This window comes from Niallia sp. FSL W8-0177, assembly GCF_038006285.1.
GTDB lineage: Bacteria > Bacillota > Bacilli > Bacillales > Cytobacillaceae > Niallia > Niallia circulans_A.
In genome coordinates, this window is record NZ_JBBOUX010000001.1 from 4,018,475 (window position 1) to 4,041,015 (window position 22,541).

16 protein-coding genes and 2 pseudogenes are annotated in these 22,541 nt (G+C 36.9%); 9 read left to right on the plus strand and 9 right to left on the minus strand.

The features are described from left to right. Nucleotides 1-20: 20 nt before the first annotated feature. The 7 genes from NST77_RS19535 to NST77_RS19565 all read right to left on the minus strand — a co-directional run bounded on the left by NST77_RS19535 (nucleotide 21) and on the right by NST77_RS19565 (nucleotide 7,614). A complete protein-coding gene (locus NST77_RS19535; RefSeq protein ID WP_341123430.1) occupies nucleotides 21-965 on the minus strand; it encodes a pectinesterase family protein in 945 nt (314 codons plus the stop codon). Further along, nucleotides 878-1,774 (minus strand): dienelactone hydrolase family protein, encoded by an 897-nt coding sequence (locus NST77_RS19540; protein WP_061796992.1) that lies wholly within the window; start codon nucleotides 1,772-1,774, stop codon nucleotides 878-880. The genes NST77_RS19535 and NST77_RS19540 overlap by 88 nt, the downstream gene beginning before the upstream one ends. Next, on the minus strand, nucleotides 1,775-3,106 hold the full coding sequence (locus NST77_RS19545) for a glycoside hydrolase family 28 protein (RefSeq protein ID WP_249877471.1): 1,332 nt from the start codon (nucleotides 3,104-3,106) through the stop codon (nucleotides 1,775-1,777). Nucleotides 3,107-3,118: 12 nt separating this feature from the next. Beyond that, a complete protein-coding gene (locus tag NST77_RS19550; RefSeq protein WP_341123431.1) occupies nucleotides 3,119-4,240 on the minus strand; it encodes a glycoside hydrolase family 88/105 protein in 1,122 nt (373 codons plus the stop codon). A 141-nt stretch (nucleotides 4,241-4,381) separates the two neighbouring features. After that, a complete protein-coding gene (locus NST77_RS19555) occupies nucleotides 4,382-5,878 on the minus strand; it encodes an extracellular solute-binding protein (protein ID WP_095329433.1) in 1,497 nt (498 codons plus the stop codon). Between the two features lie 134 nt (nucleotides 5,879-6,012). Beyond that, nucleotides 6,013-6,660 (minus strand): YesL family protein, encoded by a 648-nt coding sequence (locus NST77_RS19560; protein ID WP_095329432.1) that lies wholly within the window; start codon nucleotides 6,658-6,660, stop codon nucleotides 6,013-6,015. Between the two features lie 24 nt (nucleotides 6,661-6,684). Continuing rightward, nucleotides 6,685-7,614: an ABC transporter permease gene (locus NST77_RS19565; RefSeq protein ID WP_213084020.1), complete on the minus strand. Its 930-nt coding sequence runs from the start codon at nucleotides 7,612-7,614 to the stop codon at nucleotides 6,685-6,687. 558 nt (nucleotides 7,615-8,172) lie between these two features. On the opposite strand from NST77_RS19565, the gene NST77_RS19570 reads away from it, so the two are divergent. Then, on the plus strand, nucleotides 8,173-9,060 hold the full coding sequence (locus NST77_RS19570; RefSeq protein WP_171510197.1) for a carbohydrate ABC transporter permease: 888 nt from the start codon (nucleotides 8,173-8,175) through the stop codon (nucleotides 9,058-9,060). Between the two features lie 188 nt (nucleotides 9,061-9,248). Here NST77_RS19570 and NST77_RS19575 read toward each other — a convergent pair whose 3' ends face one another. Next, on the minus strand, nucleotides 9,249-11,462 hold the full coding sequence (locus tag NST77_RS19575) for a helix-turn-helix transcriptional regulator (protein WP_163185063.1): 2,214 nt from the start codon (nucleotides 11,460-11,462) through the stop codon (nucleotides 9,249-9,251). 263 nt (nucleotides 11,463-11,725) lie between these two features. Here NST77_RS19575 and NST77_RS19580 point away from each other — a divergent pair, with 263 nt between their 5' ends. From NST77_RS19580 to NST77_RS19605, 6 genes and pseudogenes are all read left to right on the plus strand, one after another. Further along, complete coding sequence (locus NST77_RS19580; protein ID WP_095329428.1) at nucleotides 11,726-12,733, plus strand: LacI family DNA-binding transcriptional regulator; 1,008 nt, start codon at nucleotides 11,726-11,728, stop codon at nucleotides 12,731-12,733. 52 nt (nucleotides 12,734-12,785) lie between these two features. Next, nucleotides 12,786-14,174, plus strand: a pseudogene (locus NST77_RS19585) (tagaturonate reductase); the annotation flags it as partial. Nucleotides 14,175-14,210: 36 nt separating this feature from the next. Further along, nucleotides 14,211-15,689, plus strand: a pseudogene (locus tag NST77_RS19590) (UxaA family hydrolase); the annotation flags it as partial. Between the two features lie 205 nt (nucleotides 15,690-15,894). After that, nucleotides 15,895-17,313, plus strand: coding sequence for a glucuronate isomerase (gene uxaC, locus NST77_RS19595; protein ID WP_163185057.1), 1,419 nt, complete (start codon nucleotides 15,895-15,897; stop codon nucleotides 17,311-17,313). Continuing rightward, nucleotides 17,291-18,028, plus strand: coding sequence for an alpha/beta hydrolase (locus NST77_RS19600; RefSeq protein ID WP_163185054.1), 738 nt, complete (start codon nucleotides 17,291-17,293; stop codon nucleotides 18,026-18,028). Before uxaC ends, NST77_RS19600 begins: the two co-directional genes overlap by 23 nt. Nucleotides 18,029-18,065: 37 nt before the next feature. Beyond that, entirely contained in the window at nucleotides 18,066-18,749 is a 684-nt protein-coding gene (locus tag NST77_RS19605) for a rhamnogalacturonan acetylesterase (protein ID WP_123258552.1), read from the plus strand. A gap of 50 nt (nucleotides 18,750-18,799) precedes the next feature. Here NST77_RS19605 and NST77_RS19610 read toward each other — a convergent pair whose 3' ends face one another. Further along, entirely contained in the window at nucleotides 18,800-19,075 is a 276-nt protein-coding gene (locus tag NST77_RS19610; RefSeq protein WP_341123433.1) for a hypothetical protein, read from the minus strand. A gap of 649 nt (nucleotides 19,076-19,724) precedes the next feature. Here NST77_RS19610 and NST77_RS19615 point away from each other — a divergent pair. Both NST77_RS19615 and NST77_RS19620 read left to right on the plus strand, forming a co-directional pair. Further along, the gene (locus NST77_RS19615) at nucleotides 19,725-21,185 is read left to right on the plus strand and encodes a sugar porter family MFS transporter (protein ID WP_163188371.1); all 1,461 of its coding nucleotides are present in this window, start codon (nucleotides 19,725-19,727) and stop codon (nucleotides 21,183-21,185) included. 280 nt (nucleotides 21,186-21,465) lie between these two features. After that, entirely contained in the window at nucleotides 21,466-22,503 is a 1,038-nt protein-coding gene (locus NST77_RS19620) for a PTS transporter subunit IIC (RefSeq protein WP_095329422.1), read from the plus strand. Nucleotides 22,504-22,541 lie beyond the last annotated feature (38 nt).

Below are 22,541 nucleotides of genomic sequence, written 5' to 3' on the forward strand. Positions count from 1 at the left end.
TCGTTCCCTTCTCCTAGTCTCTACCTGTAGTAATTTTCTATTTCCCGAAATGTTACTGTTTCTCGATTCTCCTTCTTTCCCCAATCGTCCCATTTATCCGAGTGAATATGAGTCCCTATTCTACATTGAGAAAAGGTTACATTGGCGTATGGTCTCCACGGCCGCCCTAAAAAGACATTTGTTACATCCTTATCTGCTGTTAAATAGCAACGAGAAAATAGGAAGCCATTTTTCCCGGTTGCAGTACTTGCTGCCGTAATATATCCTGGCAGGTTGTTAGGCCGTTTAAGAGATTTCAATTCACATTCTTCAAACTTTGCTTCTCCTCCACCAAATATATAATCAACGGTTCCTTCAATAGAACAATGGATAAAGGTTGTTATATTGTTCTGAAAATTATTTTTTATTTCTGGAGTTGTAAAAGGAGTTCCATCCTTTTGTACATCTGGCAATGGACCGAGACAAACGGTATCTTGGTACCCTTTTATGGAACAATTTTTAAAGCTAACTTTGTTTCCTTCATTATATAAAGCAACTGCTTGCCCCACTATTTCTCCCGGCCCCGAATTATTTATGATTTCGATATTTTCTATCCAGATATTCTCTCCATTGATAAAAAGAGTCGCTGTTTGAAAAGTACCAATTTCACAACCAAACTCATCCAATTGCCGTGCATATTTATTTCCAATAATTCTGACCGTCCCTATTCCAAACAACTTGCGATTTGATTGATAAAGAAGGATATTTTCATAGTAATCTCCACCTAGGATGATGAATGTAACAGGTCTCTCGATATTGGAACAATGCATAATGGCTTCTTGAATACTCGTAAAATCACAATCATTGCCTTTCCCAATGACAAATTGAAGTTCATTTTTCATAAATGCTTCTGCAAAAAGTTTTCCCATTGCTTTCTCATTTCCTTTGTCTCTTGATGACCGCCAGTTACAATTTGGCTGTTCCACTGATTTTTTGCATCATATTTTCCATATATTTTTCCTAATTCCTCATCTAGCAGCATTACGCCTTCCAGCGGACACATGCGGTCATCTTTTCCAACAAGACTCAAGCGCGGTCTTGGGACAATTAACGATTGTACAGCTAAAGTAGAAAACTGCTTTAAAAAGCCTGGCACATAATAATAAAAACCATGATGATCTAGCCCCCGTTTCTGCCTTAATGTTTCTATATGTACCTGTGCAGCTATATCTACGGTTACTTTTATGCGCTCATCTAGTGCTGCCATCCACCAGCTCATAAGGCCTCCCATTGACATTCCAATCGTCGCTACTCTGTTTTGGTCGATATCTGGCCGGTCTACAAGATAATCTAGAAAAGCAATATTATCAAAGATCCGCATCCCCCATAGCGATCTTCCATCTAATAACATTTCTTTAACTAATTCACTCTCTAATTTACCTTTCCGCTCATTAAATCCCCACATATCAATGGATCCAACGGCATATCCTAAAGTCGTTATAGCCTCGACAAAAGAGGGAGATTGTAAATAACTGTTACTTATTAACAGCTCTTCTTTTCCTTGATCGAAATTCCCTCCATGTGAATGATTAAAAAGGACGATAGGCAGTGGACCTTCCTTGTTTAGAGGTTTAGCAACATAAGCGGGTACGGATTCCTCCTCATTTAATTGCAGCATGAGGCTTTCTAATACATAGTTATCCTTCTCTTCTCTCCTTATTAGCTGCACCTTCCTATCCTTTGCATGTGGATAATCCCCTAATAACTCGATTAGCCTTTTTCGCTGTTTTTCCACTTATGCCTTCACTTCCTTTAAAAGCGCTTCTTCCTTCTTTGTATTTTTAGACTTACAGTTTATTAACTCGATATCCTCACAATTTTCTAGAAAAAAAGCTGGACCTTCATGGTTTTCAATCGTCACCCGGTTAAATAAAATATCCTTTGCAAAGCCTACATAAAAGCCCCGGTTATTCATATCTTCTATGCCTGCCATCATTGCTGGTTTTCCAGGAATCGCATCTACCGCCAATGAAATATCCACTTGGTTAAAAGTTAGTTCTGATATATATTGCTCGGCTAAACCGTAAATAAATCCGGCTGCAGACTGAACATTCCTAGCCGTTATATTGGCAAAATGAATGCGCCTAAACATCGGAGTCTCATTAGTTACTGGGTAAGGATTTTTATCCCATACGTATTTCTCCTTTCCTTTAGGCCCACAGAAATAATATAAATTTAAAATGAACGGACACATTACACCTTCCATTACGATATTGCTTACACGAATGTCTTCAACTACTCCCCCACGTCCTCGTCTCGACTTCAACCGAATGCCACGATCAGTATCTTGAAAGACGCAATTACTTATGGTGACATTTCGGATATTTCCGCTCATTTCACTGCCAAGCACTACTCCTCCATGTCCATGAACCATGGTACAATTTGTAATCGTTATATTTTCACAAGCTATCCGTTCTGCAGTGTCCTCTGTTCCTGCCTTAATCGCAATACAATCGTCCCCTACATCAATATGACAGTTACTGATTCTAACATTCATGCAGGATTCTGGATCAATGCCATCTGTATTTGGTGAATCTTGCGGATTATGGATTTTTATATTATCGATCGTAATGTTGTTACTGCATATGGGGTTAACCGTCCAACTTGGAGAATTTATTAAGGTCACATCTTTAATCGATATGTTTTCACAACCATCTAGGCTAATCAATTTTGGCCGCGGATAAAGCAGCTTCTCTCGCTTATTTCGAAAAAGTTGCCACCATTTCTCTCCATTTCCGTCAATGGTTCCAAAGCCAGTGATCGCAATATGCTGGCTATTTTCTGCGTATAAGCATGAAGCATATACTTCTCTAACTACACCTTCCCATCTAGATGTAACAACGAAATAGTCTGCTTGCTGATTAGAGAATTTCAATACTGCTCCTACGGCTAAATGAAGTTCAATATGATCCTTTAAAAAAAGCGCACCTGTCAAAAACTCGCCTGGCGGGATAACAATTCTGCCTCCTCCATTTTCATATGCCTTATCTATCGCCTTCTGAATCGACTCTGTACATATACTCCCATCATTCTCTGCACCGAATTCAGTGATAATATAATCGCTCATTTTATAATCTCCTTATTCGTTAATGACTTCCTCCACTTCCACTAATGCCTGTAAAAAGGCCCCTAAGCCTTTTTGGTCATTGCAAATAATTGGTTCACTAATATAATAGGTATAAGTTCCGTCTCGTTTGTCAGCTCCGCCAAGTCCTGCTACCTGACAATTTTTATTTAAATTGACCCATCCCTCTTTTGTCAGTAAAACAAATTCATCTAATAATCCTTGGTAGCTTTTCTTTAATGGATGCAGCCATTCTTGTTTTTCTAGAACTCCCAGCCGTATCCCTTTTGCAATAGAACATACGTACATACTGCTTGCAGACGCCTCCAAATAATTTCCCTTTTCCCCTTGCTTATCGACTACCTGATACCAAACACCCTTTTCCTTATCCTGATAGTTTAGTAATGCTGCCAATGTATTCTTAAGAATTTTTTCTAAAAAAGGGCGATCAGGTGTATCCTTTGGAATAATTTCTAATGTATCTACTAATGCCATGACATACCATCCCATAGCTCTTCCCCAAAAATTCTCTGATAGTCCTGTCTCTTTATTAGCCCATGGCTGGACTTTCTTCTCATCCCATGCATGATAAAGAAGCCCTGTCTTTTCATCTAATAAGTGTTGATAACTGATTTTGAATTGGTGAAGTATATCGTCAAGACCTTCTCCATCTCGATATTCCATTTGATATTGCGCATAGAATGGCGCCCCCATATATAAGCCATCCAGCCAAATTTGATATGGATAAATTTGCTTATGCCAAAAAACACCTTCTGATGTTCTTGGATGCAGCTCTAATTGGGATTTCAATAAATCGGCTGCTTGCCGATACTTTTCCTCCCCCGTTTGTTTAAAAAGTTGAAATAGTAATTTTCCATTGTTAATATGGTCAATATTAAATTCTGATACTTCAAATCCTTTAATCGTTCCATCCGGTTGCACAAAATAATCGAGGTTTTCTTTTATAAAATGCAAATATTTCTTCTTGCCTGTTCGTTTCCAAAGGTTTTCAAACCCTTTTAAAACAACTCCATAATCATAAGACCATTTTCCGTTATAGCCTCTATCTTCATATAATCGTGGAAGTCTTTCCATAATGGATTGTGCTGTTCTCTCTGACCAACTCATTTCTGTCATTCTTATATTCTCCCATCCTATTTAGATTCTTTATAAAGCCTCTTCATGAAGATTGTTGCTTGCCTTATAAAAATCTTGTTTTTAAATTTTTTAAGGTGAGTGTCTAGCCGAAATCTGCTTTCCCCTCACCTTTATTCAAAATTATTTCGTTTGTTCGTATGCTGCTTTATATTCCTCTTTAATCGTGTTTCCGCCAGAATCTCCCCATGTCTTTACAGCTTGTTTGAAACCATCCAGATCTATTTCGCCTAAAATATACTGGTATGTGGCATCAGTAATAATCTTTTGTAATTCCGATCCTTGTGATGTATTGGTTGCAGATTCTAAAGAATAAGCAGGATTTAACACGGCATAATTCGCATTGTCTGCAATCATCTCATCTGCTAATGCTTTAATAGGGTTGGGATCTTTTAAATCATAGCCTGACTCTTTTGGTCTAGAAGCCGCAAATGGCTGCACTTCCTGTGTCCATAAATCCTGATTGGTAATTTCATATGCACCATCATCTGTTAGTTTATAATGGACATCTTCCAAACCATATGTCATTAATGTGTAAATTTCTGGATCTAGTAAATCATTTACAAACTTGAGAATCCTCTTTAATTCTGCTTCATCCTTTACTTCGGAACGCGGAAATGCCAATAATCCGCCAATTCCATTATTCGCAGCCCAAATGGCACGCTCAGGATTTGAATCCGATACCATATCGTTCACTAATGCTAATTCCATGTTATCTTGGATGCCTGCAGCCATCGTTTGTAGGTTTTTAGCATCGAAAAGTGCGCCAATATAAATTCCTGCTTTTCCCTGTGCAAAGCTTTGCTGCTGGTCTGTTTTTGCGGTAACGGCAAAGTCTTTATTTATCCAGCCATTGCTATACAGCTCCTTCATATAATCCATTGTTTTTACATAACCATCCGTTTCAAATTCCGGGATGAAGTCTCCATTTTCATCCATTTCCCATACATTAGGTGTACCGAAATAAGAACTTAATGTTTTAAAGGCTCCATATATTAAATCGTTCCTATCTACAAATCCAGTCGTATCATTTTTCCCATTACCATCAGGATCACCTTCTGTAAACGCTTTCGAAACTTCCATTAATTCATCAACAGTCTTCGGGACTTTCAGGCCTAAATTATCAAGCCAGTCTTTACGTAAAACGACACCATTACGAGCTAAATCCTTCTGGAAGGGAATGCCATAAAGCTTTCCTTCTATGGAAGCAGAAACCCGTACATCTTGTGAAATTTCCTTCAGATTAGGGAATTCATCTAAATAATCTTCTACATTCCAAAACATTCCAGACTTCAATGCATTGCGGACAGAGGAATTATCTAGAATGGTTAAAGTAACAATATCTGCTAATGAATCAGATGCTAAAGCTGTATTAATTCTTTCTTCCTTTGAAGCATCTGGAATCCACGAAAATTTGATTTGAGCGTTAGTTTTCTCTTCAATTTTGTCTAAAATAGTATCTGTTGGAGGAGATGCCGTATGTAGAATATTCAGCCATGTAATTTCAGCCTTACTATTTTCATCATACGTCCCAGATGATTGTTCTTTTCCTCCACTACATCCTGCTAATAACAACATACCTGCTAAACTAACACTAGCTAACTTTGATAGTTTTTTCATTTAAACGCTCCTTTACAATTTGATAAAGTGAAGTTCCATCAATGAATGTTCGCACTGATTAGTGGAACCATTCGGGTCTATATCGATGCTCTCCCACCTATCTTCCCCGAATTGGATAAGCTGAAAGTTAAGTCTTATTGTCCGTTAAGCGTAGGATAGACAGTTGTATCTTCTACTTCTTCTGTATTTTGTAATTCCATTCTAGTAAACACTTGATTTGCTGTCCAAGTAATCATATAAAATAAGAAACTAATACCGAAGAAAGTGAGAATCCCAGGAAAAAGTGTGATTGCTGTCCAATAGGTAGCTCCAATCACAACAAACAATAATAGAGAATATTGCAAGCAAGAAAAACCAAAGATAAAGGACATCTTTATGCGAAAGAATATTCCCTTCCAGTTATAATGAGCCATTAATGGATAAATATAAACGGCAGAAAGGAAATATAACGAGAATATGATCATCAAGCATACTTTGAGATACCAGTTTGTAACATGGAGTAAATCGATTACTAACACATAGCCGAGTAGTAAATAAATCCAGCTAGTAACCATGGATTCCTTGAAGGACTCTTTGTAATACTTCCAATAAGAAGAAAAGATAGGGACACTGGTATTTCCCCTCATCCACTGTCGGATGATACTAACTAGTGCATAGGTTGCTGGTCCTGCCCCAAATATCCCCAATCCTAATAAAGTAAAGAGCCACCAGAGGAAATTCACATAAACTAAGTTTAAGATTGTTATAAAAATGTGATTTATTTTTTCCACTGATTTTAACATCCAATTCCTCGCTTTCCCCTAACTTTAATAAACCCCATCCTCACCAAACTTCTTGGCAAGCTTATTTGAAAGCATAACTAAAACTAATCCTACTAATCCCTTAAATAAACCAACAGCAGTACTAAAACTTAATTGTCCATTCTTCAAACCAGCAGTATAAATATAGGTGTCAAAAATCTCTGCAACACTTCTATTTAATGAATTCAATAATAGATACATGTGTTCAAATCCTAAATCTAACGTGCTGCCAATTTTTAAGATTAATAATGTAATAATTACTGGTCGAATGGCTGGTAATGTTACATGCCATGTTTTGCGCAGTCGTCCTGCTCCATCCATTTCCGCTGCTTCGTATAATTGAGTATCTACAGCTGTAATAGCGGCAATATATATGATAGTAGACCAGCCTAGTTCTTTCCAAATTACTTGGGCAATATAAACGGTTCGCGTCCAATCAGGTGAAGTTAAAAAACTGACTTTATTGAAGCCCATTGCTGCTAACATTTCATTAATCAATCCACCATCAACATTTAAAAAGACATATGTAATGGAAACAATAATTACCCATGACATAAAATGGGGGATATAAATTAACGTTTGGATACCAGATTTAAAATATTTGTTTTTGACTTCATTTAGCATAAGCGCTAAGATGATCGGCATTGGAAAGAAAATGAAAATATTTAAAGCAAATAAAATAAGTGTATTACTTAAAAGCATAAAAAAGGTTGGTTCTGTAAATAAGCGAATAAAATGCTTCATCCCTACCCATGGGCTGCCCAAAATTCCTAAAAACGGTTGATAATCTTGAAAAGCAATGATCAATCCGCCCATCGGTAAATATTTGAAAATAATAAAATAGAGAAAGCCAGGGAAAATCATTAAATATAGAAGTTTGTTCTTTCTCATATTAGCCCAAGTTTTTTGTCTTCTAATCTTCTTACGCTGCTTCATAGTTAACTCAGGTAATGTCTGATTACTAGGCTTAATGACACTTTCCATTATTTACCCCCATACTTTATGATGTGATGTTCAATTCATACTTTAAGCATATGGAAAAAGCATAATTACGTATATAATCATTATTTGATAACGCTTACAAAACCTTGTTATATCAATAGTTTCCTCTTCCCCACCCAATGTAATGATTACCATTTTGTCCAAATGATTATCTGCCTTTTCAATCGAAAAAAACGCACTTGGTAAGCGTTTTCCTTTTCTGAAATATTGATTATATACGTAATTATCCTCTCTTGATAAAGTAACTTTATAGTAAGAGAGTAGATCTATTTCTTACGCTGTTTTCTACAAAGAGTCTTGACTTTACGAAGGCTTCTAAAGTCTGAGAATCCGCAGATACGCACCTGCGGAAAGCAAAGTGGATTTAGGCGAACCACCTTTATTGAACCGGCCTTTCCCCGTCTGCTTGCTGCTCGTTTAACAGTCTTAACCGAGCAATTAAAACATCTTCAGTAAAGCAACTAGCTAAACAAAATAATAAGGAGGATCTATATGGAGAAAACGCATAAAAATAGGAAAATAACAAAAGGAGGAAAGGTCTTTTCTATTATTAATGGAACCATTTTAATCATTATCGCCTTAATTTGTTTTCTGCCTTTTGTAAATGTTCTAGCTAGTTCCTTTGCTTCTACACAAGAAGTTGTAGCTAAACGATTTATTCTAATTCCTGAAACTTTTTCGTTAGATGCATACCGTTATATTCTTTCTACACCAACACTTTTTAAATCTTTAGCAGTATCGGTTGGCGTTACTGGCGTCGGTACTTTAGTAAGTATGGTCCTAACTTCTTTGATGGCCTATGGCTTATCACGTAAATATCTTCATGGAAGGGGATTTCTTAACTTTCTTGTTGTATTCTCTATGTTATTTAGCGGTGGAATGATTCCTACCTTCTTAGTAGTTAAAGCCTTTGGGTTAATTGATTCTTATTGGTCTTTGATACTGCCTGTAGCAATTAATGCGTTTAATTTAATTATCATGAGAAACTTTTTCCAAGCATTACCGGATAGTTTAGAAGAATCGGCTAAAATGGATGGCTGCACGGATTTAGGTGTCTTTTGGAAGATTATGCTACCTTTGGCACTACCATCAATTGCAACCATTTCTTTGTTTTATGCTGTTACCTATTGGAATACTTATATGACAGCTATTCTTTATATTAATGATTCTACAAAATGGCCAATTCAAGTTTTATTGCGACAGATTGTTATCGTTTCAAGCGGTATGCAAGCAGAAGGTTCGTCAGTTGACGTTATTCCACCTGCGCAAACGATTAAGATGGCCGTTATTGTTATAGCAACAGTACCAATGCTTATTGCGTACCCATTTGTTCAAAAATATTTTGTCAAAGGGGCATTAGTAGGCTCTGTAAAGGGGTGACGTTACTGAAAAAAAGGAGCCTTTAAAAAAACGATATTCTAGTAACTTATAACCTCATACATTTAAAAGCGTGCCATTTCTCATCCAGCTTGCCCTTACCGTTTAAGAGGGTATCTTAGAAATACCGGATGTGCTCTGCGGTTCATAAAAAGCGTGCAAGATTAAGCTCTTTCTTGCACGCTTTTTAATTAATGATTATATTGTTTCCGATAATCTCCTGGGGTCATGCCGACTTTTTTCTTAAAAAAGCGGATGAAGTTTTGAGAATTTCGATATTGGAGTTTTTCGGCAATCTCCTTAATCGGTATATTTGTTTCTTCGAGCAAGGATTTAGCTTTTTGCAGTCGGAATCCCATTAGATAGTCAACAAAGTTTTCTCCATATTCCTTCTTGAATACGCTGCTTAAGTAATTCGGATTATAATGAAGACGGTCAGCAATAATGTCTAAAGAAATTTCCTGGTCATACTCTGTCTGAATGATTTGAACAATTTTATCAGATAAAGACCGAAACTCCTTATCTGTTTTATCCTGTGTGCTGATAATAATTGGCGTAATAAGATGCTCAATTAGCATTTGTTTAATTCGAGCAGGATAATAGGCATTAATCGCTTCATAATAAAGTGGCTTTATACTATCAAAAATCTTCGCCTCTGCACCTAACAGCTGCCCAAGTTGAATAATCTCATTAATTAACCGAATAAGTGTCACCTCTAAGCTGACTGGATTTTTATTCATCCGGAAGATTTCGTTAATTAACGTATCTACTGTCTCCTGCACTTCCTCCTCATTACCTGAGCGAATCGTATTTAAAAGTTCATTTTGTAATTCTACAGGATATTTAGAAATAGAAGCATCATTCAAGAGAGGAGCAATATCATCATAAAAAATGATGGACTCTGGTCCTACATTTACACGATAATGCAGCGCTTCTTTTGCTAAATCAACTGCCTTTTTGCTACTAATTAATGTTTGATAAACAGGACTTATCCCTATGCTGATAGTAATATTTAAATATTCCTTTGCCGCAGATTGTATTTCCTCATAATACTTCATAATTCTTCGACTGGAATCATGATCATTTACATCGGTTATAAATATGGTTGCTTGCATCTCATCATTTAATACAATAGGTATCAATCTTTCCTTAGCAGGGACTATTTCTTCGACAATATTATTTAAAGCCAATAAGTATAAATCTTTCTCAACAATTTTTTGGCTATCCATATTGTCAATTTGTATTAATCCTGTGTAAAAATGATGCCTATCATTAAAGAAATAGCCAAATTGTTTTAACCTGTGCTTTGCTTCATTTGTTGTTATTCTATTTCTAAATAAGCTTAAGACAAACAGCGTCTCAAGTTGTGGTTTTTGCATGGTTAAGCTAGCCATTAATGTTTCATTCTGACCAATAATCTTATCAACAGAATCAGCAACAAGGGAAAGTTCATTCTTCTGCCCACTTAGATGATCTATTGCTAATTTCTCCTGTAATTTGCGGATAGGTCTTGAAAAAGAATTTGCTAACATATAGGAAATGATACCGACCAAAATAATCAATAAGGTCGAGACAATTAGTAAACCAATCCTTGTATTATTAATCATATTAGAGATTTCTTTTGGATTAATCTGTACAACATAAATCCAGCGATTATAGTCTGACTGAGCATACACAAACTTTTTACCATCTGTGTCTACTATTTTGATATTCTCCCCCTCATTTATCATTTTCTCATAATTCTCGTGAGACAATATCCTTTCCTTTTTTCTACTTGAATATAATAATTCATTTTTACTATTATAAATTTCTACTAAACTATCTTGTTCATTATCAACAATCTCATCAATGCTGCTTCTTGGAATATTAGATATCCCTAAAGCAAATTTATCCCGCTGATAAACAGGCAAGGTCATAATCATCTCAATTCCAATACTTGTAGGTCTCCAAAATAAGCTTTGCGTCGCCTCTTCCACATACTTTTCCTTATACCCAGCTATTTCCTCTTCCGATAATTTCTTTAAAGAGCCGTCAATTATTCCCCAATTTTCTGCTAAGCTGATCAGATTATGTTGACTTCCTTCTATCCCCATCATTTCTATATAACTGATTTCTTTTTTTATATCACGATATGTATCAAAGTCTTTTCCTGATAACGGCTTCTTAAAAATCGTCTCAAAGGTTGCAGTAGAACTATATGCCGTATATCCATATTCAATCGTTCGCACCTTTTGCTCTACATTATTGAGAATTTGTTTTGTATAATTTTGTTTATCTTTCAGAAATTCCTCTTCAACGGAGTGATAGGTAGAGTTATAGATAAATACACTAAAGCCAACTACAATACTAATCCCTAAAAGGAAAAAGGGAAAAAATAACTTGTAAAACAACCTTAATTTCTTCAAATCCTCTCACTCCTTATTTCCTCTTACCTCACCATCATTGTAAGCGTTATCATATTATTCAATCATTTAATACGGAAAATAATCATTTTCTTATCTAGTATCAAATGATTATTTTCTATATTCTGGATTAGATTATACATATAATAGCATATCTAGTCTATCTTTTGCGAGTGGATTTTTTCACGTGTGCAACAAATGTCCGATTGACAAAAAGCCTGAAGAATTATAAAATGTGAACGTTAACATTATTATCAGGAGGAACTATGGTTACCATTAAGGATATCGCAAAGCTTGCAGGCGTTTCGCACACCACTGTGTCAAGAGCGCTGAATGATAGTCCCCTTATTAAACCTGCGACAAAAGACAAAATTAAGAAAATCGCAACAGAATTACATTATGTACCAAACTTTAATGCTAAAAGTCTCGTAAACCAGAAATCTTACACAATTGGCGTTTTTTTCTCTAGTATCAGCCATGGTACCAGTTCAAGTTTTCTTGTCGATGTCATAAAAGGTGTAAATTCTGTGCTAGATGAAAACTACAGTATCGCAGTAAATGGAATTGATACTCTAGTCCATTTTGACAAAATCATTTCCAAACGATTTGACGGGATTATCGTCCTAAGTCAAAGTGACACAGACAATGCATTTATTTACTATATACAACAAACTGGCATACCGTTGGTCGTGCTAAATCGCAGACTAGATGATCCTTCTATTCCAAATGTTTCAGCAAACGATCAACAGGGTGTAGAACAAGCCATCGATGAAGCAATTAGCCTTGGTCATAAGGACTTAGCGTACATCAATGGAAAAAGCTCTTTCCGTTCCTCTGCTGAAAGAAAACAAGGATTTATCAATAGCTTGTCGAAGCATCAGCTTCCCATACAGCCTGAATTTATGGTCAATGGGGATTATAGTATGGAAAGCGGCTTTGAAAAAATGAAGCAATTGCTAGACCTGCCGACGCCGCCTAGTCTTGTATTTTGCGCAAACGATGATATGGCAATCGGTGCATTAAAGGCTTGTTTTTTGAAAGAGAGGAAAGTGCCCCATGATATCTCAATCATTGGATTTGATGATACAGCTTTTGCGCAATACTCTACCCCAGCCCTAACCACTATTCATAAGCCTATTGATAAAATCAGCGAAATTGGCATGCAAATGCTTATTGCGTTAATGAATAGCGACACTTTAGAGGAGACACAAATCTTAGTAGACACATTTTTAGTTAAAAGAGAATCGCTTAGTTATCCAACAAAACAGTCATAACTGTTTTGTTTTATCATAAAATGTTAACGTGTGCAAAAAAGGAGGAACTATAGTGGAAAAGCTTTCAAAGCAATTAAAACCTAATTTGTCTATTTTTCCAGAAAAAGTCATTCAATTTGGCTCAGGCAATTTCATGAGAGGATTTCTTAATTGGCAACTACAACAAATGAATAACCAGCATTTATTCAACGGTAGTGCTGTGTTAGTGAAGCCGACCAAGCATGTTTCTAAACCAACCTTAGAAGAACAAGATTATCTTTATACAGTCGTGCTTGAGGGGTTCTATCAAGGTCAAATGGTTCAGACGAGTGAAATTATTACAACTGCTAATCGATTAATTAATCCTTATGAAGACTGGGAAAATTATTTACAATTGGCAGAACAAGAAGAATTGACCTTTATTATTTCTAATACTACAGAAGCTGGAATACAATTTGATGAAAGGGATTGTTCTATCGATCAACCTTCAACTAGTTTTCCTGGAAAACTTACTGCCCTACTATTCAAGCGCTTTCAACTAAAAAAACCAGGATTTACGATTATTCCTTGTGAGTTAATCGATCGTAACGGTGATCAACTTAAAGAAATTGTCTTACAATATGCAAGTCTATGGAATTTAGAAGAGGAATTTATTAGCTGGATTCATGCTGAAAATATATTCTGCTGCAGCTTAGTAGATCGCATTGTTCCAGGTTATCCACGTGATACAGCAAATCTGCTTAATGAGGAACATGGCTATATTGATAACTTAATGGTTAAAGCAGAGCCTTATTTATTATGGGTCATTGAAGGTCCACAAGAATTAAAAGAATCATTTCCACTCGAAAGGGCGGGATTGAATGTACTGGTAACCGATGATATGACCCCATATCGAGAACGAAAGGTTCACTTATTAAATGGTCCACATACAGCGATGGTCCCACTTGGATTACTTGCTGGTCTTGAAACTGTGGAAGATGTGATGAAAGATGCAGATTTTGCGGTCTTTATTAATCAATTAATGCAGCAAGAAATTATACCATTATTACCTCTCCCTTTAGATGACTTAAAGGCATATGCAAACTCTATAATCGAACGCTTTAAAAATCCCTTTATCCGCCATGAATTATCATCCATTGCTTTAAACAGTGTTTCTAAATATAAAGCACGCTTATTACCGCTGCTAATTAAATACCAAGAAAAACAGCAGCAATTGCCTCCATACATGACTGCTTCTCTTGCTGCTTTATTTCTAACCTACAGGGGAACACAATATAAACCAAAAGATAGCGATGAAGTCCTTGAAGCCTTTTCAAACGCATGGGAAAATCCCGAAACTATCGCTTTTACTATTTTGAATGACAAAAATTTATGGGATACTGACTTAACCTCTATTCCTAACCTTGTGGAAGAAGTAACTGCATATATCCATATGCTTAGAAAAGACGGTGCTCGAGCTGTATTACAAAAGCTAAATAATGAAAAGCAGCCTCCTTCCCTATTAAAATTAAATGAGCGAGACAATGTCGCGGTTGCCCTAAGACCAATTAACGCAGCGGAAACAGTCTATCTTGATGGCATCTCGATCACAGCTAAAGCTGATATTCCCCAAGGCCATAAAATAGCCTTAACTGATATTCAAAAATCTAGCAATGTGATCAAATATGGCTATCCTATCGGACATACGCTGACGGAGATTACGCGGGGGGATTGGCTTCATACGCATAATGTAAAAACAAATTTAGATGGAGAACTTGAATATACGTATGAGCAAGATATCCATCAAGTAAAATACCCTAAAAAGGAGCTTACCTTCCAAGGATACAGACGGGCAAATGGAAAAGTAGGAATTCGCAATGACTTATATATTGTTCCGACCGTGGGTTGTGTAAACGGAACAGCAGAATATATGCTGAAAGAATTTGAAGCTCTCCATCCTGGCTTAGGTACATTCGATAATATTACCATTTTGAAGCATCCCTACGGCTGCTCCCAATTAGGAGAAGACCATGAAAATACTCGCAGTATATTAATAGATGCTGTGAATCATCCGAATGCTGGCGGAGTACTTGTTTTTGGATTGGGCTGTGAAAATAACGTTGTTGCTGAATTTAGAGAGTTACTAGGAGATTATGATGCAAATAGAGTTAAATTCTTAGTTGCACAGGAGGTAGGCAACGAAATAGAAGCAGGCTTAGAACTATTAGAAGAAATATATGAAGCTGCTAGAAATGATCATAGGGAACCTATTCCGATTGCTGAGCTAAATGTTGGTCTAAAATGTGGCGGTTCCGACGGTTTCTCTGGAATTACGGCTAATCCGCTATTAGGAGCATTTTCAGACTTCTTAATTTCCCAGGGCGGCAGCACTATTCTAACAGAAGTCCCCGAAATGTTTGGAGCAGAACAAATGCTCATGGCTAGAGCAGAAGATGAAAAGGTTTTCGAAGATATCGTCCATTTAATCAATGATTTTAAACACTACTTTCATTCTTATGGGGAGCCTGTTTATGAAAATCCTTCCCCAGGAAATAAGGCGGGAGGGATTACCACTCTAGAAGATAAATCATTAGGCTGTACACAAAAGGCTGGAACAGCACCGGTTGTGGATGTACTGCAGTATGGAGAGAAAATCTCCAAAAAAGGGCTAAGCCTATTGCAAGCACCAGGCAATGATCTAGTAGCTTCTTCTGCGCTTGCCGCTGCTGATTGTCATTTAGTTTTATTTACAACTGGCCGAGGAACGCCTTTTGGCAGTTTTGTTCCAACTGTAAAAGTAGCAACCAATTCTACTATTTATGAACATAAAAAGCATTGGATGGACTTTAATGCCGGTCCTTTACTAGAGCGACCAATGAATGAAGTATTAGAGGAATTTATTGGAAAAGTAATAGCGGTCGCAAGTGGAGAAAAAACACGCAACGAAGCAAATGGCGTTCGCGAAATCGCTATTTTTAAAACAGGAGTTACTTTATAACAGATTGATTGGTTTATGAAAAGCGTTTGGCTAAGGTGGAGAAGATTGATAGAAACATAGTGTTAACCTGTAGTGCATTCATTGAAAGCAGTGATGCTAACGCTCTCTCTGTTACCTTTTTTGATCTTACGTTGAGTTTTCGAGCACTGAGACAATAAAAGCAATATTAAACAAAAATTATAAAAATAACGAAAGAGGGATTCTAATGTTTCTAAATGACCAATTTCTATTAAAAAATGATATCGCGCAAAAACTATTTCACGACCATGCAAAGCAGATGCCTATTATCGACTATCATTGTCACTTAGATCCGAAAGAAATTTATGAGAATAAAAATTTTAAAAACCTTACGGAAGCCTGGTTAGCTGGTGATCACTATAAATGGCGATTAATGCGCGCAAACGGAATTCCAGAGACTCATATTACTGGCGATGCCTCTGATTATGACAAATTTTTAGCATGGGCGCGTACAGTCCCTAAAACAATTGGTAATCCCCTATATACATGGACCCATTTAGAGCTAAAACGTTTCTTTGGTATAGATTTATTACTGAATGAGGAGAATGCCCCTCTTATTTGGGATTTAGCCAATGAGAAATTGGCTACCGCTGACTTTAAGCGTCGCAATATAATTATCCATTCAAATGTTAAAGTAGTTTGTACGACCGATGACCCGACTGATGATTTGCATTACCATGAACGCTTAAAGAATGAAGAACGACATTTTCAAGTACTTCCCTCTTTCCGTCCCGATAAAGCATTAAATATTGACCAAGATGGATTTATCGAATGGGTAGAAAAGCTAAGTATACAATCACATGTTACGATCAATTCCTATCAAGGATTAATAGAGGCACTTAAAGCACGTGTAGATTATTTCCACCAAATGGGTGGAAAATTATCGGATCATGCACTGGATATCTTAACCTATGAAGAAGCAGATGAGAAAACACTGGAATCGATTTTTCAAAAAAGACTTAAAAATGAAGCATTATCCCCATATGAAATCAGTGCATATCGTACAGAAACCTTAACTCGCTTAATCTGTTTTTATCATGAGCATAATTGGACAATGCAGCTTCATATCCATGCATATCGCAATACAAATTCAGCAATGTTTGACCAATTAGGCCCTGATACTGGATATGATGGGATGAATGATCTCCCTCTTACCATACCTTTGCAGCGTCTGTTAGATCGTGCAGAAAAAGAGGGGAAATTACCGAAAACCATTCTTTATTCCCTTAACCCTAATGACTTCTTTGTTTTAGCTACTTTAATGGGGTCTTTTCAAAAACACACGCCTGGAAAGCTTCAGCTAGGTTCAGGATGGTGGTATAACGATACAAGAGCTGGGATGCGCCATCAATTAACAGTTCTTAGTGACACTGGTCTCCTTTCCACCTTTGTCGGAATGCTAACAGACTCACGAAGCTTTCTCTCGTACACAAGGCATGAATATTTCCGCCGAGTGCTCTGTGAATTTATCGGGGAAATTGTCGAACGAGGCGAAGCACCGGAGGACGAGGACTTGCTTGGAAGCTTAGTTAAGGACATTAGCTACCATAATGCTAAACAATATTTCGGATTTGAGCGTTCATATGTTGAAAATCATCAAGGATAACTATAACCAAATTTCCAAAGAAAATCAGCATATGACATTACATCTCTCCCTTTTAGATAATAAAAAGAGACCCTTCATTCTCGTTTGTCCAGGTGGAGGGTACCACCATTTATCAGAAAAAGAGGCGCAGCCAATTGTAAAATGGCTTCATTCGATTGGTTATCATGCTGGAATTCTCCATTATCCTGTTGGAACAATCAATCATGCAAGCATTATAAAGGAACTAGAAGAAGTATTTAGCCAACTACGAAACAATGCCAAGGATTGGAATTTATTAGAAAATAAAATAGGTGTGCTTGGCTTTTCTGCTGGTGGACATCTAGCCAGTCTTGCTTGCACCAAAATAAACAATCGTGCGAATGCGCTAGTCTTATGCTATCCAGTTATTACCTTCACGGAGCCTTATGGGCATTCTGGAAGCCGAGAGCATTTTTTAGGAAAAAATCCGCCTAACCATTTAGTAGAAGCTTATTCGATTGAACATTTGGTCGATGAAAATATGCCGCCCACCTTTATATGGCACACTGCTGATGATCAATCAGTCCCTGTTCAAAATACCATCATGTTAGCGGAAAGCTTAGCCAAATTTAACATTCCTTTTGAATATCATATTTTTCCTTCTGGAAAACATGGGCTGGCATTAGCAGAGGAATCTCCCTATGTCCATCGCTGGTTGAGCTTAGCAGAAGCTTGGTTAAAAACTACTTTGTCATAATAATCATTTCATTAAACTGCATATGGGAGGGAGAATAATGCCAGACAAGATAACTATATTTATAGCAGGTGATTCTACTGCCGCAGAAAAAACACCAGATAAGCGTCCAGAAACTGGTTGGGGAGAAAAACTTTCCACCTTTTTCACAGACCAAATTGTTATTGATAATAGAGCCGTCAATGGTAGAAGCACAAAATCTTTTATAAACGAAGGACGACTATCTGCCATTGAGGAGGCAATTCATCCTGGGGATTATCTCTTTATTCAATTTGGACACAACGACCAAAAAGATGACCCAGCTCGCGGTACAGATCCATACGAAGACTATCAAACAAACTTGCATACATTTATTCATACCGCCAATAAGCATAATGCACACCCAGTATTACTTACTTCCGTTTCTCGAAGGCATTTTAGAAATCAGCTTATTGATCATATGTCTCTTGGTGAATACCCACAAGCTATGAGGGAACTCGCCAAAACCTCCAAAGTAGCACTTCTAGATATTCATAAAAAATCAATAGACTTTTTTCAATCCCTAGGCCCAGACTTATCCAGGAACTTTTTTCTCCATCTTGAAGCCTATGAATCTAGCAATTATCCAATTGGAGTAAAAGATGATACTCATTTCAATAATCAAGGTGCTGAAGCGGTCGCCAAGCTGATATGTAATGCAATAAAAGAAAGTGACCTACCTTTAAAAAGATTCTTAAAATACTAGTTCAAGAGGGAACCTCATGTTAACACCATTAAATAAAAAGCAGATGATCCCTATCTAAACGGGGATCCTGCTTGCTTTAACTGATTTCCTCCTCCGTTTTGGCTGATTCCCCTTTCGCTTTGGCTGATTTCCTCTCCGCTTTGGCTGATTCCCCCTCCGCTTTGGCTGATTCTCCCTTCGCTTTGGCTGATTTCCTCCGCTTTGGCTGATTCTCCCTTCGCTTTGGCTGATTTCCTCTCCGCTTTGGCTGATTCTCCCTTCGCTTTGGCTGATTCCCCCTTCACTTTGGCTGATTCCCCCTTCGCTTTGGCTGATTTCCTCCTCACTTTGGCTGTTTCCTCTCCGCTTTGGCTGATTCCCCCTTCTCTTTGGCTGATTCCCCCTCCTCTTTGGCTGATTCCCCCTCCTCTTTGGCTGATTCCCTCCCCGCTTTGGCTGATTTCCTCTCCTCTTTGGCTGATTTCTCTTCTAATTTGTAAAGATATTACCTCCCTTTCACTAGTTTCTAACTAATCTATTCCTCCCACCGAAAATCTTTCCAAATTTCACTTCTTTCTTATAGAAATAGGCTTAAAATAAATGCCCTCCCTAAAAAGAGCGGCCCTCACACATTATTGTTATTCTTTTATTTGAGCATCGGAACTATATAAAAATGCAAGATAATAACTCTAGTGAAAAAAAATTCACCTGTACGTAAAGATGTTTTCAAAAATTTTTATCGGGGTAATGTATTGGTAAGCCTATCCCTTACATAGCCAAAACAATATACGTTTTATAAAAGAATAATGAAAAATTTTTATCCCTCTTACTATGCAAGTAAAATAATTGCCTTTCGCCGTACAAGATTTCTAATTTTAATAGGGATAGAACGACCAGCTAGCAAAGGAGATGAACTTCGATTTACCTTTCAAATACAACGATAATAATGAACACTATAAAAAAGCATTATTATAAGAGGAGGAGAAAGTAAATACTATGAGTGACCAATTAAACCCTGACAGTAGGAACACCAACACAAATAAGAAAAATAATTTAAAAATCATTGCCATTATCTCTACATTTGGTGGTCTTCTTTTTGGATTTGATACTGGTGTTATTAATGGGGCCTTACCCTATATGGCTCGTCCAGATCAGCTAAACCTCAATGCAGTAACTGAAGGTCTTGTTACTAGCTCGCTCTTATTTGGAGCGGCATTCGGAGCGATGTTCAGTGGGAAACTCGCGGATAGCTATGGACGAAGAAAAGTTATTTTATATTTAGCTGCTATTTTTCTGATTACAACACTAGGATGTACTTTCGCACCGAATGTCCCCATCATGATTACTTTCCGCTTCTTACTCGGTATCGCTGTCGGAGGAGCATCAGTTGCTGTCCCTACCTTCTTAGCAGAAATGTCTCCTGCCGAACAACGTGGTCAAATGGTAACCCAAAATGAACTAATGATCGTTAGTGGTCAATTACTTGCTTACATTACAAATGCTATTATTGGAAATACAATGGATGGGGCAGGAAACTCTTGGAGATATATGCTTGTCATTGCCACCTTACCTGCTATTGTCTTATGGATAGGAATGCTTGTTGTACCTGAAAGCCCAAGATGGTATGCATCAAAGGGCAGATTCAAAGATGCTTTTCGTGTATTATTGCATATTAGAAAAGAAAAACGAGCAAAAGCAGAGCTACAGCAAATAAAAAAAGCAGTGGAAACAGAAGCACATGTGGAACAAGTTGGCTTTAAAGATTTAGCTGTTCCTTGGGTTAGAAGAATTGTCTTTCTTGGTATTGGGATTGCCATCGTTCAACAAATCACGGGGGTAAATACCATCATGTTTTATGGAACACAAATACTAGAAAGCACTGGATTCTCTACCGAGGTCGCTCTCATTGCCAATATCGCCAATGGAGTAATTTCTGTATTGGCTACTTTCCTCGGAATTTGGCTGTTGGGACGTGTAGGAAGAAAACCAATGTTAATTATCGGACTAATCGGTACTACAACTACCTTACTACTAATAGGGATTTTCTCCTTCACTTTAAACGGAACAACTATTCTACCGTTTGCTGTACTTAGTATGACGGTTACTTTCTTAGCATTTCAACAAGGGGCCATCTCCCCAGTAACTTGGCTTATGTTAGCAGAAATATTCCCATTAAAACTTCGAGGATTAGGAATGGGTGTTTCCGTATTTTGCTTATGGATAACAAACTTTATAATTGGTTTAGTTTTCCCGATTCTTCTCGATAAGATTGGCTTATCTAATTCATTCTTCCTTTTCGCCGTACTTGGAGTATTTGCCATAACATTTGTTAGCAAATTCTTACCAGAAACAAAAGGAAAAACATTAGAACAGCTCGAACAGTATTTCCGAAACTTTGATAAGAATTCCCGTGGTGTTCAGAAAACCACTATTGGAGAAAAACAACTCCATTCTTAAAAAAACGAATTGAAATATACAATTATTTCATGAAAGAGTTCCACTTAGAAAAGGAGGAGCTCTTTCTTATTTTTACACTTTGCATTTTTTCAAACATTTTATTTTACATTTGTATAAAAAAATAGATAATTTTATTTCATTTTATATAGTTTATTAAAAAACACTAATCATTTTTTCACTTTTTCACTTTTTCGCGTTGAAGCGTTAAAAATAATCATTGACGATTATCTAGTTATTACATATAATAAACTCCAAATTCAAGGAAAATGGGGAGTTTAAGGTGAAAGAGTTTTTCAGTAAATTATTAAATGGTATGAGTATCGGAATTGTTGTCTCGTTAATCCCAAATGCATTGCTTGGTGAAATCTTAAAGCTCTTTATTCCTTTCTTTCCTCCGCTTCAGCACGTATTAGATATTACTGCATTTATTATGAGTTTATTGCCCGTGCTTATTGGTGTAATGGTAGGAATATCCTTTAAGCTATCCTCTATACAGACAGCTAGTATCGGTATTGCTGCAATGGTTGGTAGTGGTGTTGTGCAAAAAACAGCGGAAGGGTTATTTACGTTAAATGGTATAGGGGTTGTTTTGAACACAGGTATAACCGCAGCGCTTGCGGTATTATTTGTCCGTTTTATCGGTGACCGCTTGAAGGCCTATTCTATTCTTCTATTACCAACATTATGTATATTAATCCCAGGAATGGCTGGGTACTTATTATTACCATATATGAAATCTAGTACTGGATTAATTGGCATCGCAATCGAAAATGTTACAAACTTACAGCCAATTCTCATGGGTATCATTATCGCTGTCTTGTTCTGTTTAATTATTCTTTCGCCTATCTCAACAGTAGGTGTAGCAACCGTTATATCTCTGTCAGGAGTTGGCTCAGGAGCAGCAAACCTTGGCATTGTGGCAGCAGGTATTGGACTGGCTATTGCAAGCTATAAAGCAAACTCTTTAGGTACTGCGTTAGCACATGTTTTGGGATCCCCTAAAATACAAATGGGTAATTTCTTTATGAAACCTAAGATTGTTATTCCAATGATTATTACCGCTGCTGTGTTGGGTGGATTGGCTGGCTATTTAAATATACAGGGAACTCCTTATAGTGCTGGTTTTGGATTATCGGGATTAGTCGGACCTATGAATTTTATGCGCTTAGCTGATGGCGGTTGGACTAGTAAAAACATTACGATTATGGTTTCTACCTTTTTAATTATTCCATTTCTTTTAAATGTATTCCTACTGTATATTTTTTCAAAAAAATTAAAAATGATTAAATCAGACGATTATAAATTAAACTTTGATTAAATTTTAGTCAGAAAAAGTAGAGGATACCAGTCTTTAAA

Bases quoted from the DNA above. Each gene is read 5' to 3' on its own strand.
- NST77_RS19555 (WP_095329433.1), bottom strand. From the start codon at position 5,878: ATGAAAAAACTATCAAAGTTAGCTAGTGTTAGTTTAGCAGGTATGTTG.
- NST77_RS19565 (WP_213084020.1), bottom strand. From the start codon at position 7,614: ATGAAGCAGCGTAAGAAGATTAGAAGACAAAAAACTTGGGCTAATATG.
- NST77_RS19550 (WP_341123431.1), bottom strand. From the start codon at position 4,240: ATGACAGAAATGAGTTGGTCAGAGAGAACAGCACAATCCATTATGGAA.
- uxaC (WP_163185057.1), top strand. From the start codon at position 15,895: ATGTTTCTAAATGACCAATTTCTATTAAAAAATGATATCGCGCAAAAA.
- NST77_RS19545 (WP_249877471.1), bottom strand. From the start codon at position 3,106: ATGAGCGATTATATTATCACTGAATTCGGTGCAGAGAATGATGGGAGT.
- NST77_RS19605 (WP_123258552.1), top strand. From the start codon at position 18,066: ATGCCAGACAAGATAACTATATTTATAGCAGGTGATTCTACTGCCGCA.
- NST77_RS19615 (WP_163188371.1), top strand. From the start codon at position 19,725: ATGAGTGACCAATTAAACCCTGACAGTAGGAACACCAACACAAATAAG.
- NST77_RS19560 (WP_095329432.1), bottom strand. From the start codon at position 6,660: ATGTTAAAATCAGTGGAAAAAATAAATCACATTTTTATAACAATCTTA.
- NST77_RS19600 (WP_163185054.1), top strand. From the start codon at position 17,291: ATGTTGAAAATCATCAAGGATAACTATAACCAAATTTCCAAAGAAAAT.
- NST77_RS19570 (WP_171510197.1), top strand. From the start codon at position 8,173: ATGGAGAAAACGCATAAAAATAGGAAAATAACAAAAGGAGGAAAGGTC.
- NST77_RS19580 (WP_095329428.1), top strand. From the start codon at position 11,726: ATGGTTACCATTAAGGATATCGCAAAGCTTGCAGGCGTTTCGCACACC.